Source organism: Streptomyces roseirectus, from assembly GCF_014489635.1.
GTDB lineage: Bacteria > Actinomycetota > Actinomycetes > Streptomycetales > Streptomycetaceae > Streptomyces > Streptomyces roseirectus.
In genome coordinates, this window is sequence record NZ_CP060828.1 from 2,640,049 (window position 1) to 2,657,357 (window position 17,309).

Genomic DNA, 17,309 nt, shown 5'->3' on the forward strand with positions numbered 1-17,309 from the left:
GATCATGGCCTGAGCACCGCCGCGCCGTGCCGGGGCAGGGTGAGATGGTTCTCGGTGGACGTCCCGGTGAGCAGGTCGAGGTGGCCTGCGGGGACCTGGACGGTGACACTGTCGGGGCCGTGGTTGAGGAGGAACAGCAGTTCGCCGCGCCGGACCGCCTCGACGCCGTCCGGGAGGCCGTCGAGGGCGGGGCGGACGCCCGCTTCGGCGGCGACGCGGCCCAGGAGGGCGCGCAGGGCGGGCGGTTCGGGGAGGGTGGAGACGTACCAGGCGCGGTCGCGGTGCAGGACCGCCGGGAGGGAGTCCAGCTCGCCGCCCTTGTAGGGGACGCACTCCGTGCCGGGTTCGGGTTCGATCTCCTCCGACCAGAGGGTGCCGCGGAACCCCTCGCACTCGACGGTCTCCCCCGCGTCGAGGGGCCACCACTCGTGCAGGGTGCGGATCCCGAACAGTTCGCGCAGGCGGGCGTCCATCCCGCCGGGGCGGATGCGGTCGTCGCCGTCGGCGGCTCCGGTGAAGAAGCCGCAGACGAGGGTGCCGCCGCCGCGGACGTACGCGAGGAGGTTGTCGATCGCGGCGTCCGTGAGGAGGTAGAGCTGCGGGGCCACGACCAACGGGTAGGCGGACAGGTCGTGTTCGGGGTGGGCGAAGTCGGTGGTGAGGTGTTCCTCCCAGAGGGCGCGGTGCCAGGCGCGCAGGACGTCCGGGAGGTCGACCTCGGTGGAGGGGCGGGCGTCTTGGGCGCCGGCCCACCAGGAGTGCCAGTCGTGCAGGAGGGCGACGTCCGCTTTTTGAGGGGGCGTCAGGTGTTCGGCGATCAGCGGGAGTTCGGCGCCGATCTGTTTGACCTCGGCGAAGGTGCGGCCCCGCTCCCCCGCGTGGCTGACCATGCCGGAGTGGAACTTCTCGGCGCCCTGGCGGGACTGGCGCCACTGGAAGTAGCAGACGGCGTCGGCGCCCCGGGCGACGGACTGGAGGGACCAGAGGCGGTTGAGGCCGCGCGGCTTGGGGTGGTTCACGCCACGCCAGTTGACCGGTCCTGCCGCCTGTTCCATCAGCATCCAGGGGCCGTTGGCCTGCGAGCGCGTCAAGTCCTGGACCAGCGCGGCCTGTTGGGCGCCGAGGGGGTCGCGCGGGTCCGGATAGAGGTCGACGGAGACGACGTCCTCCTCCCTCGCCCAGCGCCAGCCGTCCTGGCCGATCCACAGGGGCATGAAGTTCGTCGTCACCGGGATGTGCGGGGTGTGCCGGGCGACGATGTCGCGTTCGGCGAGGTAGCACTCCAGGAGGGCGTCGGAGGTGAAGCGCCTGAAGTCCAGTACCTGGGTGGGGTTCTTGAGGTAGTGCGGGGTGCGCGGCGGGAGGATGCCGTCCCAGGTGTCGTAGCGCTGGCTCCAGAAGGCGGTGCCCCAGGCCGAGTTGAGGGCGTCGAGGGTGCCGTACCGCTCGCGCAGCCAGCGGCGGAAGGCGGCGGCGGCCTCGTCGCCGTGGTCGAAGGTGCAGTACTCGTTGTTGATGTGCCACATCGTCAGCGCCGGGTGGCCGCCGTAGCGGGCGGCCAGGTCCTCGGTGATCGCGGCGGCGTAGCGGCGGTAGGTGGCGCTGGAGTGGGAGAAGTGCTGGCGTCCGCCCCACCACTCGGTGCGGCCGTCCTCGGTGACGGGCAGGGTGTCGGGGTGGAGGCGGCCCATCCAGGGCGGCGGCGCGGAGGTGGGGGTGGCGAGGACGACGCCGATGCCGTTCTCGTGCATCAGGTCCATCAGGGTGTCCAGCCAGGCGAAGTTCCGTTCGCCCGGCTGGGGTTCGAGGGTGGACCAGGAGAAGACGCCCAGGGTGACGGAGTTGACGCCGGCCTCGCGCATGAGGCGGACGTCCTCGTGCCAGGTCTCCTCGGGCCACTGCTCGGGGTTGTAGTCGCCGCCGAAGAGGATGCGGCCACGGGTGGCGTCGGCGAGGGTGGGCCGCTTCGGTGTGTTCATCGGGGCGGCTCCCCGTACTGGATGCCCCGGCCGTTGGTCCCGAGGTAGACGCGGCCGTACACCCTCGGGTCGCCGGTGATCACCGTGCCGGTCCAGCCCCACTGGTGCCGGTCGTCGTTGATGCGGACCCAGGTCTTCGCCTCGTCGTCCGAGCGGTACACGGCCGTGCCGGTCTCGACCGAACCGACCATGTAGACCGCCGGGTAGGCGGCGCCCGGCGCGGCCTTGCCGAAGCCGAGGGTGTGCGAGGCCCAGCAGCTCGCGATCTTCGTGAAGGTCGCTCCCCCGTCGGTCGAGCGGAAGAGGCCGCCGGTCTTGGTGCTCAGCCACAGGTCGCCGGACCGGCCCGGGGCCGCGACCAGCTGGAACTGGACGTCGCCGGAGGGCAGACCGCTCGCGCGGGCGGTGAAGGAGAGGCCGCTGTCAGTGCTGGCGAGTACGGTTCCGGCATCGAAGTCGAACGCGTAGAACCGCGTCGGATCGGCCGGGTCGGCGACCGGTCGGGCGCCCTTCGGGAAGGAGGTGACCTCGGACCAGGTCGTGCCGTTGTCCACCGAGCGGTAGGTGGGGTGCTTGGCGCCGTCCCGGGCGAAGCTCCACAGCAGCACGCTTCCGTCGGCGTTGGCGGCGATCGGCCCCGGGGCGTCCTTGGCGATCGCGGGCTGAGCGGCGAAGGGGTTCCAACTGCGCCCGCCGTCCAGGGAGTACGCGCCGTTGCCGTGGTCGCCCCAGCCGCTGCGGACCACGTACGCGGGCTTGGCCGCGGCCTGCGACAGCCCGGTCGACGAGCCGAACACGGGGTTCGAGGCCATCCCGCGCGACGGGGACCTCGTCAGCCGCTCGTGGTACATGACGCCGATGTCACCGAGGCCGCTCAGCAGGTGCGCCTCCCCGACCGGGGGTGAGATGAGCTGGACCACCGCCGTCTCCTCCAGCCCCCTGATCTCCGGGGCCCAGTGCCGCAGGTCCCGGGTGCCGTACAGGGTGGCGCCGGTGCCGTACACCACGTGCCGGGAGTCGAACGGGTCCAGCGCGACGGCCTGGATCCACCAGCCGAACTTCGGCTCCGTCCCGCCCCACTTGAGGAACGGGGTCTCCGACACGTCGAACTCGGCGGTCTCCTTGAGGGACGTCCAGGTCCGGCCGCCGTCGGTCGTGCGGTACAGGGTGTCGACGGCCGCCCAGCGGTTGTTGGTCGAGACGACGGCCGTGCCCGGTCGGCGGGCGTCCACGGCGACGCCGCCGTAGCCGAAGGTGTCCGCCGAGCCGTCCGGGGTCGTGCCGCCCGGCCGCGCGGGGGTGACGTCGGTCCAGGTGCCGGTGGACGTCGCCAGCTTGTGGACGGCGCCGTCGGACTGACCGTTGGGGCCCGGGGCGTTCGCGTACGTCACGTACAGCTCGCGGGTGTGGCGGTCGTACGCGGCCCTCACCGGGACCTTCGCGGCGGTGCCGGTGGGAGTGCCGGGGACCGGTTCCCAGTCCGTGCCGTTCACCGTGCGGTACAGGGTGGGGGCCGTGCCGTCCGAGTCGCCCCAGCCCGCGTACAGGGTGCGGCCGGCCGCCACGAGGAGGGTGACGCCCTGGCCCGTCGGGCTCGGGGACGCCGGGAAGGGGGCCGGCGTCCAGGTCGCGCCCCGGTCCGTCGACCTCAGCAGGCCGTCGTGCCGGGTGCCGAGCCACAGGGTGTCGCTGTTCCTCGGGTCCACGAGGAGGCGTTCGCCGGTGCCCCTGCCGTCCTCGTTGGCGCCGAGTTTCACGGTCAGGTCGGTGCGGGTCCAGGTCGTGCCGCGGTCCTCCGACCGCAGGATCGCCCCGTTGCCGGCCCACGGCTGGGTGTACGTGCCCAGGGCCAGGTAGACACGGTTCGGGTGCGCCGGGTCGATCGCGATCGCCTCGACGCCGAGGAGGTTCCAGTCGTCCCAGCCGAGGTGGTCCGTCAGCGGCGTCCAGCAGGCTTTTCTGTCGTCCCAGCGGTAGGCGCCGCCTATGTCGGTTCTGGAGTAGGCCAGGCCCCTCACCGCGGGATGGAACACGACACCGGTCACGAAACCCGTGCCCCCGATCACCGCGTTGCGCCAGCGGTAGGGGGCGGGCTTCGACGGGGTCGCCCGCGCTTGGCCCTGTGTGAGCGGGAGGGCGGTGAGGGTCGCGGCTGCGGCGGAGGTGGCGAGGACAGTGCGGCGGGTGGGGTGCATCGGGGCCTCGTGTGGGGTGTCGGGGACGGGGCTGGTGCGGGTGGGGTTGAGCAGGGCGCGGCCGGCCACGGGGGGATGAGGTACGCGGGCGGCTGCGGGTTCGTCGTGGCTGGTCGCGCCCACGCGGCGGTAGCCGCAGATCGATACAGCCCCGCGCCCCTGAGGTGCGTGGGGGTGGATGTCGTCTGCCAAGCGCGGGTTTGTTCGCAACTCGGTGCGCGGTCCTGCCTAGGGGCGCGGGGAACTGCGCGATCAGCCACCAACCACCCGCAGCCGCCCGCGATACAGCACGCTCCCCTTCAGTGGGCGAATCTCACCCCTTCACCGCCCCCGTCAGCATCCCCTTCTTGAAGTGTTTCTGGACGAACGGGGAGAGGACGGCGACGGGGAGGAGGGCCATGACCATGACGGCCATCTGGACGGCGAGGCCGGAGAGTTCGCCGGTGCGGATGGCCTGGGCGAGGCCGACGGGGGCCTCCTGCTTCTGGACGAGCTGGATCATGACGTTCTGGAGGGGCATCATGTTCTGTTCGTTGAGGTAGAGGGACGCGTTGAACCAGGCGCTCCAGTACCCCACCGCGTAGAACAGGGTGATGACGGCGAGGACGGCACGCGAGAGCGGCATCACGATCTGCCACAGGATCCGGAAGTCCCCGGCCCCGTCGATCCGCGCGCTGTCGACGAGTTCCTGCGAGATCCCCATGAAGAACCCGCGCAGGACGAGGATGTTGAACACGCTCACCGCGCTCGGCAGGATCAGCGCGAGGTAGGTGTCGGTGAGCCCGAGCGACTGCACCAGAAGGTACGTGGGAATGAGCCCGGCGCTGAAGAACATCGTCGCCAGCAACAGCATCAGCATCCACCGGTGCCCCAGGGACCCGCTCCGCGAGAGCCCGTACGCGCACAGCACGGACACGGTCATCGAGAACAGCGTCCCGACGACGGTGATGAGGACGCTGATGACGGCGGCCCGCGTCACCTGCCCCCCGCTCAGCAGCTCGCGGTAGGCGACGAAGGTGATCCCCTTGGGCACCATGACGAGCCCGCCGGCCTGGTCGATGGTCTCGCGCGAGGACAGACTCGTGACGACGATGATCCACAGTGGGAAGAGGATCGCGAGGCAGGCGAGGCCGAGGACGAGCCCCTTCCCCGCGAGCCCGGCCTTCGTGGGCTCCTCCTCCCAGACGGGCCGCGGCGGTGCGGCCCAGCGCCCGGGTTTCCGCACGGACTTGTCGAGCACGGCGCTCATTTCTTGTAGACCCCCTGCTCGCCCATGAGATGGGCCACCTTGTTCGCGACGAGGACGAGACCGAGACTGACGACGCCCTTGATGAGCCCGGCGGCAGCGGCGTACCCGAAGTCCTGGTTGCGGACGCCGTTCCACCAGACGAACGTGTCGAGGACTTCGGAGGCCCCTGGTCCGACGGCGTCGCGTTGGAGAAGGATCTGTTCGAATCCGACGGTGAGCGCGTCCCCGACGCGCAGCACCAGCAGCAGCGCGATGACGGGCCGCAGCGCGGGCAGCGTGACGTGCCACATGCGCCGCCACCGTCCGGCGCCGTCCATCGCGGCGGCCTCGTACAGGTCGTGGTTGACGGAGGAGAGGGCCGCGAGGAAGACGATGATGCCCCAGCCGGCGTCCTTCCAGACGCTCTCGGCGGTGACGAGGAACTTGAACGTGTCCGGGTCGGACATGACGTCGATGCCGTCGTAGCCGTGGGCGCGCAGCAGCTGGGAGAGCAGTCCGGCGCCGCCCAGGAGCTGCTGGAAGACGGCGATGACGAGGACCCAGGAGAAGAAGTGCGGGAGGTAGAGGATCGCCTGGGAGATCGCCCGCACCCGGGGCCGCACGACGCTGTTGATGAGCAGCGCGAGGGCGATCGGGATCGGGAAGTAGAGGACGAGCTGGAGGAAGAACAGGACCAGGGTGTTCTGGACGGCGCTCCAGAACGCGGAGTCCTCGAAGAGCCGCTGGAAGTTCTCCAGGCCGACCCAGGGGCTGTGCAGGATGGAGACGACGCCGTTGGAGCTGATGTAAGGGTCGTACTCCTGGAAGGCGACGATGTTGCCGAGGATCGGCACGTAGTTGAAGAGCAGGACCAGCAGGAGAGCCGGCAGGGTCATCAGGATGAGCACGCGGTCTCGTCGGAACCGCAGCCGTACGCTCAGTTTTCCGGGGTCGCGCTTCTTCTTGCGGACGGTGCCCGCACCGGCGGACGTCTTCGGTGTCCGCTTCCCTGTCTCGTCGGCCTCGGCCTTGCTCCGAGGCACCGTGCTGTGGGACACGGCCGGTTCTCCTCGCCTCGGGGTCAGCTCGTCGCCGTGCCGTTCTCGTCCAGCAGTTTCTGGTACCAGTCGCGCAGTCCGTCGCCGCCCTTCTTGCGCCAGTCGCTGACCCACGCCTGCATGTCGCTGATCTTCTTGCGGCCACGCACGATGTCGTCCTCCAACTGCTCCATGTCGTTGGAGAGGTTGGTGAAGCGGGTGGGTTCGGTGATCTGCATGCCGAAGAAGGTCGACTTCTTGGTGAGCGCTCCCATCCGCTGCTGCCACTCGACGGCGGCACGGCCGATGTCGGGGAAGTCGGGGCGGGCGATGTTGGCGGCGGGGCTGGCGATCATGACGTACGCGTTGATGACGTCGATGTTGCCCTGGTCGGTCTTGACCGGGGCGCCGTCCTTGAGGTTGTAGTGGGTGCCTTCGACGCCGTAGTTGGTGAGCATGTACTCCTTCGTCCCGTACGGCGCGGCGGTCACGTTGGCGGCGGCGAGCGCGTCGCGGACGACGGCTTCGGAGGCGTTCTTGTTGATGAACGCGAAGATGTTGGCGGGCTGGGTGGCCCACAGCTGGGGTGCGTTGCCGCCGTGGCCGAAGATGTCCATGCCCCAGATCTTGAACTCGGGGTTGTGGATCTGCTGGCTGGCCTGCTGTCCCCACCAACCGGACATGTCGCCGCTGTACATGAGGAACTCGCCGGCGGCGAACTTGGTGGCGGGGTCGACGGCCTGGTTCTTGCCGAGCCACGCGTCGGGGTGGACGACCCCGGAGGCGTACAACTTCCGTGTCCACTCCAGCGCTTCGAGGAACTCCTCGGTCTCGACGCGGTAGACCAGCTTGCCGTCGGTGAGGTTCCAGCCGAGCGCCTTCTCGCCCCCGGAGAGCACCCCGAACGTGCCGAACGCCGTCCACTTCAGGTTGGGGCCGCAGGCCCACCGCTTGGCCCTGGGGTTGGTGATCTCCTTGGCGAGCGCCATGAACTCGTCGGTGGAGGTGGGTACTTGGTACCCCTCCTTGTCGAAGATGTCCTTGCGGTAGAAGGGCACGATGTTGCCGACGTACGACGCCGGCATCGGCAGTCCGCGCAACTTGCCGCCGAAGATGCAGCGTTGCCAGGCGTCGGTGGGGATCGCCGCGAGGTTCGGGTACTCCTTGACGGCGTCGCCGGAGAGGTAGGGACCGAGGTCGGCGAACTTGCCGATGATGGCGCTGGGGATCTTGCCGCCCATGTTCCAGCCGGGGACGACGACCATGTCGGGGACGTCACTGGAGGCGAGGACCGCGCCGAGCTTCTGGTCGTAGGTGGCGCCGTCCTGGTTGCGCCAGACGACGTCGACGCCGATCAGGTCGTTCATGGCCTTGTAGTAGGCGTTGCCGTCCTTGGGCGGGGAGCCCCAGAACGGCGACATGATGGTGACCTTGCCGCCCTTGCCGAGTTTCTTGGGCACCGAGGTCTTGAGGGTGGCGCTGTCGACCTTGCCGATGAAGCCGACCGCGGAGCCGTTCTTGGACGGGATGTCGGGCGTCACGACGTTGCTCGCGACGTACGCCGGAAGGATCTTCTTCGCGTTCTTGCCCGAGGTGGTGCCGTCGCGCGAGCCGCTTTCTGAACTGCCGCAGGCACTCAGCAGGGGCAGTCCGCCCGCGACCGCGGCGGTGGCGACCGCCGTGGAGGCGAGGAAGCTTCTCCGGCTGGAACCGGGGGAGGCGGAAGCGGCGTTCGGCGTCATTGCGTCAACCCTTCGTGGCGCACCGAGGCACCCGGCGGTGGCTCGTCCGGCCGCGGTGTCATCGGTGGAACTGGCTGAGCCGAAGCAGACGTCCGACCAAGGCCGTGGGGATCCTGACGGGCTTTTAGTCGAAGCGCTTCGATGTTGCTGTGAGGTTAAGTGAAGCCATGGGGGTGCACAAGGGTCGATTCCAATATTCCTCGGACCCGGACATACGGACCTTGCTGTATACGCCACTTGAAAAACGGTGCGCTCCCTTGACACCCGCACCGCCGCCCGCTGAGCATCGAAGCGCTTCGAAAGAGCCGTCCTGGTCCACCGCAAAGGGAACTCCACGTGACCGCATCAACGCCCTCCACGCCGCCCTTCCGCGATCCGCGCCTGCCGTTCGCGAAGCGCATCGACGACCTGCTCTCGCGTCTGACGCTGGACGAGAAGGTGTTCTTCCTGCACCAGTACGTGCCGGCCGTCGAACGGCTCGGCATCGCCGCGTGGCGCACCGGCCAGGAGGGGCTGCACGGTGTCGCCTGGATGGGTCCGGCGACGGTGTTCCCGCAGGCGGTGGGGCTCGGCGCGACCTGGAACCCGGAGCTGGTGCGCCGGGTCGGCGAGGCGGTCGCGCGCGAGGTGCGGGCGATGAGCGCGCGCGACGAACGGGTGGGCCTCAACGTGTGGGCGCCGGTGGTGAACCTGCTGCGCCATCCGCTGTGGGGGCGCAACGAGGAGGGCTACTCGGAGGATCCGCGGCTGACGTCGGCGATCGCGACCGCCTACACGCACGGGCTGCGCGGGGGTCACCCCGTGTTCTGGCGGACGGCGCCGATCCTCAAGCACTGGCTGGCCCACAACAACGAGACGGCGCGCGACACCTCGTCGTCGTCGGTGCGTCCGCGCGTGCTCCACGAGTACGACCTGCGGGCGTTCCGCTCGACGGTCGAGGCGGGCGCGGTGGCCGGGGTGATGCCGGCGTACAACCTGGTCAACGGCCGCCCCAACCACGTCTCCCCGTATCTGAACGACCACCTGCGGACCTGGACCGAGGACGACCTGTTCGTCTGCTCGGACGCCTGCGCGCCGTCCAACCTGGTCGAGACGGAGCACTACTTCGACACGTACGAGGAGTCGACGGCGGCGGCGGTCGTCGCGGGCCTGGACAGCTTCACCGACCACGGCACGGACCCGACGAAGACCGTCGAACGCCTCAAGGGGGCCCTGGAACAGGGGCTGTTGACGGAGAAGGAGATCGACCTGGCGGTCCGCCGCCAGCTCTCCGTCCGCTTCCGGCTCGGCGAGTTCGATCCCGAGGGCGACCCGTACGCCGCCGAGGCCGCCTTCGACACCCCGGAGCACCGCGCGCTCGCCCAGGAGGCCGCCGAGCAGGCGATCGTCCTGCTGCGCAACGACGGCATGCTGCCGCTCGCGCCGGACACACGGATCGCGGTCGTCGGGCTGCTCGCCGACGAGTGCAAACTCGACTGGTACAGCGGCACGTTGATCCACCGCTCGACCCCGCTGGAGGGTCTGTACGAGCGGTTCGGGGCGGAGCGCGTGCGGTTCACGGAGGGCGTGGACCGCGTCCTGCTCAGGACGTCGTCCGGCGCCTACCTGACCGTCCCGCGCACCGACTCGGACGACGAAGTGCGCGGCGCCGAGGGCGCGTTGGACCCGGCGCTCCTCAAGGGGCGTACGGACCTGCCCCCGTTGACGACGTCGCCGGAGGCGGGCACCGAACTCGCCCTCGTCGACTGGGGGGACGGCGTCCTCACCCTGCGCGCGCCCGACGGGCGGTACCTGTCGGTCGCCGAGGACGGGTACCTGCGCGCCTCCGCCGACCAGCCGGGCGGCTGGATCGTCCAGGAGACGTTCCGCCTGGAACCGCACGACCATGGGCATCTCCTCCGGCATCTCGGCACAGGTCACCACGTCCAGGTCGCCGCCGACGGGGTGAAGGTTGCCGGCGAAGATCCGGAAGTCTTCGAGCTGGTGGTCGTCGAGCGGGGCGAGGAGGCGGTGGCGCGGGCCGCCGCCGAGGCGGACGTGACCGTGGTGATCGCGGGCAACGACCCGCACATCAACGGCCGTGAGACGGAGGACCGTTCGACCCTCGACCTGCCCGCGCACCAGGCCCGGCTGCTGCACGCCGCCCGCACCGCGAACCCGCGTACGGTCCTGGTCATCACCTCGGCCTACCCCTACGCCCTGGAACCGGGCCCGCTGCCCGCCGTCCTGTGGACCGCGCACGGCGGCCAGGCGGCCGGCACCGCCCTCGCCCGGGTCCTCGCCGGTGACGTCTCGCCCGCCGGGCGGCTCCCGCAGACCTGGTACGAGTCCGACGCGGACCTCCCGGACCTCCTGGACTACGACGTCATCGGCAGCCGTCAGACCTACCTGTACTTCGAGGGCACCCCGCTCTACCCGTTCGGGCACGGTCTGTCCTACACGTCGTTCTCGTACGGCGATCTGAAGGTGGAGCCGGAGGGGGACGGTCTGCGCGTCTCCTTCTCCGTCACCAACACCGGCCGCACCGCCTCCGACGAGGTCCCGCAGCTCTACACCCGTGCCGTCGACCCGTCGGTGCCCCGCCCCCGCCGCGAGCTGCTGGCCCACACGCGCCTCACGCTCGCCCCCGGCGCCCGCACGGAGGTGGCGTTCGACGTCCCCCTGCGCGCCTTCGAGTTCTGGGACGTCGCCCGGGGTTCCTGGCGCCTCGACCCCGGCGCGTACGACCTCCTCGTCGGCACCTCCAGCGCGGACATCCGCATCCGGACGACGGTCAGGCTGGCCGGCGAACCCGCGGCCCCCCGCGACGTCCTCCAACTCGGGCTGCTCGCGGCCGACTTCGACGAGCAGAGCGGCGCGGAGATCGTGGACCGCACGAAGCGGGCGGGTGACTCGGTGACGCCGGGTTCCTCGGGCGTGGCCCAACTGGTCTACCGGAACTGTGACTTCGGGTCATCCGGGGTGGCCCGGGTGACCGTCGAGGTGGCGGGCGAGGGCGAGGTCACGGTGGAGGCGGGCGCCGTCCAGGCGACCCTCGCGCTCCCCTCCCCCACCGAAACCCCGTACACCTACACCCTGTTGGACGCCCCCCTCGCCCTCACCGGCGTGCACGACGTCCACCTCAGGCTGCGCGGGCCCGTCCGGCTCGCGCACGTCGGCTTCTCCGGCTGAGGGTCCGGAGAGGTCGGCGACACGAGGGCGGCGCCCGGCGCGGGAGACGAGGGGCGCCGCCCTCTACAGGAGCAGGTCCCTCTACAGGAACAGGCCCTTCTACAGGAGCGGCACGAGGTCGTCGAGCCGGATGTCGTCGGCGCGCTCGCGGACGTCGTTCAGGAGCCAGTCGACCAGTTCCGGGGTCGCGTGGTACTCGTCGTGGAAGCCCATGCGCAGGTCGGCGATCCTCCCCTCGCGCAGCACGTCGTCGATGAACTCCGCGAGGTGGGCGTCGGCGGCCGGGGTTTGGGTCGCCGTCCACACGTCCAGCCACGGCCGCAGCTCACCGGTGGACGCCGCGAGCAGTCCCAGAACATCCCTGAGCCGGGAGGGACTTGGGTACGCCTGGAGGATCGCCCGCCACCACGCCGCCCACACCGCCCGCAGCGCCTCCACCAACGGCGCCTCCCACTCCGTCCACGCCGCCTCCACCAGCCGGGACGCGATCAGCTCCTCGTCCGTGTGCAGCCGCCCCGTGACAACTCCCCTCACGATCCTCGGAGTCAGCCGCCGGTACAGCCGCGGGAAGTCGTCCCAGTGACTCGCCACCTCCCTCGACACCGCCGACACCAGATCCTCCGGTATCAGCTCCACCGCCCCGGACAGCTCCACGAAGTCCCGCTCCGCGTAGCAGTACGTACACCCCGCGACCTCGAACGCCTCTTCGCCCGCGAACACGCGGTCCAACTCGTCCAGCGCCGACCTGAGTTGCTGCTGAGGGGACATGTCCGGTCCTTGCGTGACTCCGTCCGGGCGACCGGCGAAGATTGCAGGTTATCGGGCGGTCCGCGCGCGGGCCCAGCGATTATCCGGACATGGAAGGGCCCGGCACCGGAAGGCATCGGTGCCGGGCCGCTTCGCGGGACGGCGGGTCAGCGCCGGGAACGACGTTACATGAAAATGGTTCCCATTAGCTAGACCCTTCGTCGGTGAGATCCTTCGTTGGTTGGACCCTGCGAGGCGGAATCGGTTACAGGGCCAGGCCCGTCAGGACCAGGACGCGTTCGTACGTGTAGTCCTCCATGGCGAACCGCACGCCTTCGCGGCCCACCCCGGAGAGCTTCGCGCCGCCGTACGGCATCTGGTCGGCGCGGTAGGAGGGGACGTCGCCGATGATCACGCCGCCGACTTCGAGGGAGCGGTGGGCGCGGAAGGCGGCCTGGACGTCGTGGGTGAAGACGCCGGCCTGGAGGCCGTACTTGGAGGAGTTGACGGCGGCGAAGGCGGCGGCCTCGCCGTCGGTCTTCTGGATCGTGAGGACGGGGCCGAAGACCTCCTCGCGGGCGAGCGTCGTGTCGCCGGGGACGTCCGTCAGGACCGTCGGCGCGTACGACGCGGCGTCCCGCTTGCCGCCCGTCAGCAGCGCGGCGCCGGCCGCGACCGCCTCGTCCACCCAGGACTCGACGCGCCGTGCGGCGTCCTCGCTGACCAGGGGGCCGACGTCGGTCGTCGCGTCGGACGGGTCGCCCGTGACCTGTGCCTCGACCGCCGCGACGATGCGCGGGAGGAGGCGGTCGTACACGGCGGCGTCGACGATGACCCGCTGGACGGAGATGCAGGACTGCCCGCCCTGGTAGTTGGAGAAGGTGGCGATGCGGGTCGCGGCCCAGTCGAGGTCGGCGTCGGAGGCCCAGTCCGCGAGGACGACCGCCGCGCCGTTGCCGCCCAGCTCCAGCGTGCAGTGCTTGCGCGGCACCGAGTCCATGATCGCGTAGCCGACCTTCTCGGAGCCGGTGAAGGAGATGACGGGCAGCCGCTCGTCCTGGACGAGGGCGGGCATGCGGTCGTTGGAGACCGGCAGGATCGACCAGGAACCGGCCGGCAGGTCGGTCTCGGCGAGGAGTTCGCCGATGATCAGACCGGACAGCGGGGTCGCCGGGGCCGGCTTCAGGATGATCGGCGCGCCCGCCGCGATCGCCGGCGCGACCTTGTGCGCGCACAGGTTCAGCGGGAAGTTGAACGGCGCGATGCCGAGGACGACGCCCTTGGGGAAGCGCCGGGTCAGCGCGAGCCGGCCCTGCCCGCCCGCGTCCGTGTCGAGCCGCTGCGCCTCGCCGCCGTTGAACCGCCGGGCCTCCTCGGCGGCGAACCGGAACACGGAGACCGCGCGACCGACCTCGCCGCGCGCCCACTTGAGCGGCTTGCCGTTCTCGGCGGAGATGAGCTGGGCGATCTCCTCGGCCCGCTCGCCGAGCCGCTTGCTGACGTGGTCGAGCGCGGCGGCGCGCACGTGCGCGGGGGTCGCGGCGAACTCGTCCCGCACGGCGTACGCGGCGGCCACGGCCTCCTCGACCTGCGCGTCGGTCGGCACGCTCGCCTTCCCCACGAGCCGGCCGTCCCAGGGGGACGTCACGTCGAAGGTGTCCGTGCCGGTCGCCGCGCGGCCGGCCAGCCAGAAGGCGTGGGTGGAAGTCATCGTCGGGGGCCCTTCCGCAAAGTCGACAGTCGCTGTCCACCGTAGAGCCGGGCGCCCGGTCGGGCGTTTGTCCTACACGTCCGACTGCACGGCCGCCGCACTCCGCTTTGGCGCGCCGATCCGTACGGTCACCAGCCGCAACGCCCCCAGCAGCACCACCCCGAGACACCAGCTCGCCACCACGTCCAGCGGCCAGTGGTAGCCCCGCCGGACGAGCCCGTACGACACGGCCGCCACCAGCACGACGGCCACCCCGACGGCCGTGCGCCGCCCGCGCGCCGACCCCAGCCACGGCAGCAGCACCAGGACCGCCCCGCCGTACGCGATCATCGCCGTCGCCGTGTGTCCCGAAGGGAAGTACCCCGTGGCCGGTGGGACGGCCGGGGTGCCCGGGCGGTCGGTCCAGATCTTCAGCGGGACGACGGTCAGCGGGACCAGCGCCATCGCCGCGAGGGCCGCGGCGGCCGGCCCCCACCACCGCCGCTCACCCGCCCGGCGCCCCGACCAGGCCACGTAAGCGGCGACTACCAGCAGAACGGGCAGCGCCACCGGAACGTTCCCGAGATCCGAGAGGAGTTCGGAGAACCGGTCGGGGTGGCGCAGGGCGCCGCTCAGCCGCTCGTCCCAGCGCAGGAGCGGGCCGCCGGCCACGACCTGCCAGGTGAACAGGGCCAGCAGGGCGGCGGGGACGGCGAGGAGTCGGGCGCTGATCGACATGCGGACCAGCTTCTCAGGAAGCGCCGGCCTTTCAGGAAGCCGTGCGCTCCGAGGCCGCCCTCGCCCCAGGGAGCCGCGTGCTCCGGGCTCGCCCTCGCCTCAGGAAGCCGTGTGTTCCAGGATCGCCTTCGTCAGTGGCTCCCACACCTCGGGCGGGAGCGCGTGCCCCATGCCCGGGATCTCCACCAGCCGCGCCCCCTTGATCACCTGGACGAGGTGCCGGGGGTGCGGCGGCGGGAACACCGGTTCGGCGGGGGCGTCGGTGACGAGCGTCGGGACGGTGTTCTCGGCGAGCTGCCGGGTGCGGAGCATGCCGTCGCTGTCCGCCCTGCCGTGCGCGGTGTTCACCCGGTGGTGCCCGGTGTGCTCGATGATCGCCGCCTCCAGCGCGCGGGCGTACGCGGGGTCGAACGGCAGCAGGTCGCCGTGCAGTACGCGCCAGTGCTCGACGCGCCGGTCCAGCTCCTGCTCCAGGGTGAGGTCGTCGGGCACCGGTCTGCCCCACAGCTCCAGCACCTTCGGATCGATGCCGGGCAGCTCGCCCCCCTCGTAGGGGGTTTCGCTGAGCGCGCCGGCGCCCATCACCGTCGCGCTGAGCAGCCGCTCCGGGTGGTCGGCGAGCAGGAGCTGCGTCAGCATGCCGCCCAGCGAGAGCCCGACGACGTGCGCCCGCTCGATCCCGTACGCGTCCAGGACGGCGACGGCGTCCTCGGCGAGCGCGGTGATCGGGTACGGATGCTCGTCGAACGCCCAGGTGGAGCGGCCGGTGTCGCGGTGGTCGTAGCGGATGACGCGGTGGCGGGCGGCGAGGAGTTCGACGAAGGGGTCGGGCCAGCCGAGGCCGGACGCCTGGGCGCCCATGACGAGCAGGAGCGGGGGCGCGTCAGGGGCGCCGTGTTCCTCGGTCCAGAGGCGGGTGGTGGGGGTGACGTCGACGTAGCGGTGCATGCGGGCCTCCTGGGGTGTGCCGAGCGCGAGCCGAACTGACGAGACGAGACGTATCGTATCGTCAACCCCGCCCAAAAGAAAGACCCCGATGCGACATCGGGGCCCCGTAGTGGTGTGCACCTCTGGAAGGAGGTCGGCCGTCCCGGAACAGGGGGGGTCGTTCCGGGACGGCCGTCCGGACCGGGGTGCCGCCGCCCCGGGGGGTTTGGGGCGGGCGACGGTCCGATCGGTGAGGAGATTCCGGAGCCGATGGCCCCGGATGTGTGCGCGAGGCACGACCAGGACGAAGCTGGGGAGGCCCCGGCCCGGCACCGTTCACGGTCTCCCGTGAGCGGGTGTATCTCTCATCCCGATAGAAACTACGGCAGCACCGCCCCCGGGAACAGGCCGATCCCGGAGCCGCCATCCTCCCCGCACACGTTCTTCACACGCCCGTCAGACGCCCGCGAGCGCGCCCTCGATGATGTCGAGCCCTTCGTTCAGCAGCGCGTCCCCGATCACCAGCGGCGGCAGGAACCGCAGGACGTTCCCGTACGTGCCACAGGTCAGGACCAGCAGCCCCTCCTGGTGGCACGCCTTGGCGAGCGCCGCCGTCGCCTCGGGGTTCGGCTCCTTGGTCGCGCGGTCCTTGACCAGCTCGATCGCGATCATCGCGCCGCGCCCGCGCACGTCGCCGATGACGTCGAACTTGTCGGCCATCGCCAGCAGCCGCGCCTTCATCGTCGCCTCGATCGCCTTCGCGCGGGCGTTGAGGTCCAGCTCCTTCATCGTCTCGATGGAACCCAGCGCGCCCGCGCAGGCGACCGGGTTGCCGCCGTAGGTGCCGCCGAGGCCGCCCGCGTGCGCGGCGTCCATGATCTCGGCGCGGCCGGTGACGGCGGCGAGCGGGAGGCCGCCGGCGATGCCCTTCGCGGTGGTGATGAGGTCCGGGACGATGCCCTCGTCCTCGCAGGCGAACCACTGGCCGGTGCGGCAGAAGCCGGACTGGATCTCGTCCGCGACGAAGACGATGCCGTTGGCGGCGGCGAACTCGCTCAGCGCCGGCAGGAACCCGCGCGCGGGCTCGATGAAGCCGCCCTCGCCGAGCACCGGCTCGATGATGATCGCGGCCACGTTGTCAGCGCCGACCTGCTTGGAGATCTGGTCGATGGCCTGCGCGGCGGCCTCGGGGCCCGCGTTCTCGGGGCCGGTGGGCCAGCGGTAGCCGTACGCGACGGGCACGCGGTACACCTCGGGCGCGAAGGGCCCGAAACCGTGCTTGTAGGGCATGTTCTTGGCCGTCAGAGCCATCGTCAGGTTGGTCCGGCCGTGGTAGCCGTGGTCGAAGACGACGACGGCCTGGCGCTTCGTGTACGCGCGCGCGATCTTCACGGCGTTCTCGACGGCCTCGGCGCCCGAGTTGAACAGCGCGCTCTTCTTCGCGTGGTCACCGGGCGTCAGCTCGGCCAGCGCCTCCGCGACCTCGACGTACCCCTCGTACGGCGTGACCATGAAGCACGTGTGCGTGAAGTCCGCGAGCTGCGCGCTCGCGCGCCGGACGACGGCCTCGGCGGACGCGCCCACGCTGGTCACCGCGATGCCGGAGCCGAAGTCGATCAGCCGGTTGCCGTCGACGTCCTCGACGATCCCGCCGCCCGCGCGCGCGGTGAACACCGGCAGCACCGAGCCGACGCCCTGCGCGACGGCCGCGAGGCGACGGGCCTGAAGCTCCTGCGACTTGGGTCCGGGGATGGCGGTGACGATCCGGCGCTCCTGCGGAAGGTCGGTCATGGGGGCTCCTAGGGGGTGCGTCCTGCGTGCCGGGGCGTCGGTCTGCCTCCGTTTTCTCGCAGGT

11 protein-coding genes are annotated in these 17,309 nt (G+C 71.0%); 1 reads left to right on the forward strand and 10 read right to left on the reverse strand.

Annotation, left to right across the window (positions count from 1 at the left end; translation table 11 throughout):
• Positions 1-2: 2 nt before the first annotated feature.
• The 5 genes from IAG44_RS10715 to IAG44_RS10735 form a co-directional block, all read right to left on the reverse strand.
• Entirely contained in the window at positions 3-1,979 is a 1,977-nt protein-coding gene (locus IAG44_RS10715; protein ID WP_187746907.1) for a beta-galactosidase, read from the reverse strand.
• On the reverse strand, positions 1,976-4,174 hold the full coding sequence (locus IAG44_RS10720; RefSeq protein WP_187752612.1) for a WD40/YVTN/BNR-like repeat-containing protein: 2,199 nt from the start codon (positions 4,172-4,174) through the stop codon (positions 1,976-1,978). The genes IAG44_RS10715 and IAG44_RS10720 overlap by 4 nt, the downstream gene beginning before the upstream one ends.
• A 313-nt stretch (positions 4,175-4,487) precedes the next feature.
• On the reverse strand, positions 4,488-5,423 hold the full coding sequence (locus tag IAG44_RS10725; protein WP_187746908.1) for a carbohydrate ABC transporter permease: 936 nt from the start codon (positions 5,421-5,423) through the stop codon (positions 4,488-4,490).
• Positions 5,420-6,460, reverse strand: a complete 1,041-nt coding sequence (locus tag IAG44_RS10730) for an ABC transporter permease (protein WP_187746909.1) — start codon at positions 6,458-6,460, stop codon at positions 5,420-5,422. The genes IAG44_RS10725 and IAG44_RS10730 overlap by 4 nt, the downstream gene beginning before the upstream one ends.
• Before the next feature lie 23 nt (positions 6,461-6,483).
• The gene (locus IAG44_RS10735; RefSeq protein WP_187746910.1) at positions 6,484-8,181 is read right to left on the reverse strand and encodes an extracellular solute-binding protein; all 1,698 of its coding nucleotides are present in this window, start codon (positions 8,179-8,181) and stop codon (positions 6,484-6,486) included.
• 336 nt (positions 8,182-8,517) lie between these two features.
• On the opposite strand from IAG44_RS10735, the gene IAG44_RS10740 reads away from it, so the two are divergent.
• On the forward strand, positions 8,518-11,352 hold the full coding sequence (locus IAG44_RS10740) for a glycoside hydrolase family 3 C-terminal domain-containing protein (protein WP_187746911.1): 2,835 nt from the start codon (positions 8,518-8,520) through the stop codon (positions 11,350-11,352).
• A 99-nt stretch (positions 11,353-11,451) separates the two neighbouring features.
• On the opposite strand, the gene IAG44_RS10745 is transcribed toward IAG44_RS10740, so the two are convergent.
• The 5 genes from IAG44_RS10745 to gabT form a co-directional block, all read right to left on the reverse strand.
• On the reverse strand, positions 11,452-12,120 hold the full coding sequence (locus tag IAG44_RS10745) for a hypothetical protein (RefSeq protein ID WP_187746912.1): 669 nt from the start codon (positions 12,118-12,120) through the stop codon (positions 11,452-11,454).
• A 244-nt stretch (positions 12,121-12,364) separates the two neighbouring features.
• Positions 12,365-13,810 carry an aldehyde dehydrogenase family protein gene (locus IAG44_RS10750; RefSeq protein ID WP_187746913.1) on the reverse strand — a complete coding sequence of 482 codons (1,446 nt, stop codon included), beginning with the start codon at positions 13,808-13,810 and terminating at the stop codon, positions 12,365-12,367.
• 72 nt (positions 13,811-13,882) lie between these two features.
• Positions 13,883-14,527, reverse strand: a complete 645-nt coding sequence (locus IAG44_RS10755; RefSeq protein ID WP_187746914.1) for a phosphatase PAP2 family protein — start codon at positions 14,525-14,527, stop codon at positions 13,883-13,885.
• A gap of 99 nt (positions 14,528-14,626) precedes the next feature.
• Positions 14,627-15,475: an alpha/beta fold hydrolase gene (locus IAG44_RS10760; RefSeq protein WP_187746915.1), complete on the reverse strand. Its 849-nt coding sequence runs from the start codon at positions 15,473-15,475 to the stop codon at positions 14,627-14,629.
• A 435-nt stretch (positions 15,476-15,910) separates the two neighbouring features.
• Entirely contained in the window at positions 15,911-17,245 is a 1,335-nt protein-coding gene (gene gabT, locus IAG44_RS10765; RefSeq protein WP_187746916.1) for a 4-aminobutyrate--2-oxoglutarate transaminase, read from the reverse strand.
• Positions 17,246-17,309 lie beyond the last annotated feature (64 nt).

Excerpts from the sequence above, each read along its gene's own strand:
- IAG44_RS10715 (WP_187746907.1), bottom strand. The coding sequence starts at position 1,979 with ATGAACACACCGAAGCGGCCCACCCTCGCCGACGCCACCCGTGGCCGC.
- IAG44_RS10720 (WP_187752612.1), bottom strand. The coding sequence starts at position 4,174 with ATGCACCCCACCCGCCGCACTGTCCTCGCCACCTCCGCCGCAGCCGCG.
- IAG44_RS10725 (WP_187746908.1), bottom strand. The coding sequence starts at position 5,423 with ATGAGCGCCGTGCTCGACAAGTCCGTGCGGAAACCCGGGCGCTGGGCC.
- IAG44_RS10735 (WP_187746910.1), bottom strand. The coding sequence starts at position 8,181 with ATGACGCCGAACGCCGCTTCCGCCTCCCCCGGTTCCAGCCGGAGAAGC.
- IAG44_RS10745 (WP_187746912.1), bottom strand. The coding sequence starts at position 12,120 with ATGTCCCCTCAGCAGCAACTCAGGTCGGCGCTGGACGAGTTGGACCGC.
- IAG44_RS10750 (WP_187746913.1), bottom strand. The coding sequence starts at position 13,810 with ATGACTTCCACCCACGCCTTCTGGCTGGCCGGCCGCGCGGCGACCGGC.
- IAG44_RS10755 (WP_187746914.1), bottom strand. The coding sequence starts at position 14,527 with ATGTCGATCAGCGCCCGACTCCTCGCCGTCCCCGCCGCCCTGCTGGCC.
- IAG44_RS10760 (WP_187746915.1), bottom strand. The coding sequence starts at position 15,475 with ATGCACCGCTACGTCGACGTCACCCCCACCACCCGCCTCTGGACCGAG.
- gabT (WP_187746916.1), bottom strand. The coding sequence starts at position 17,245 with ATGACCGACCTTCCGCAGGAGCGCCGGATCGTCACCGCCATCCCCGGA.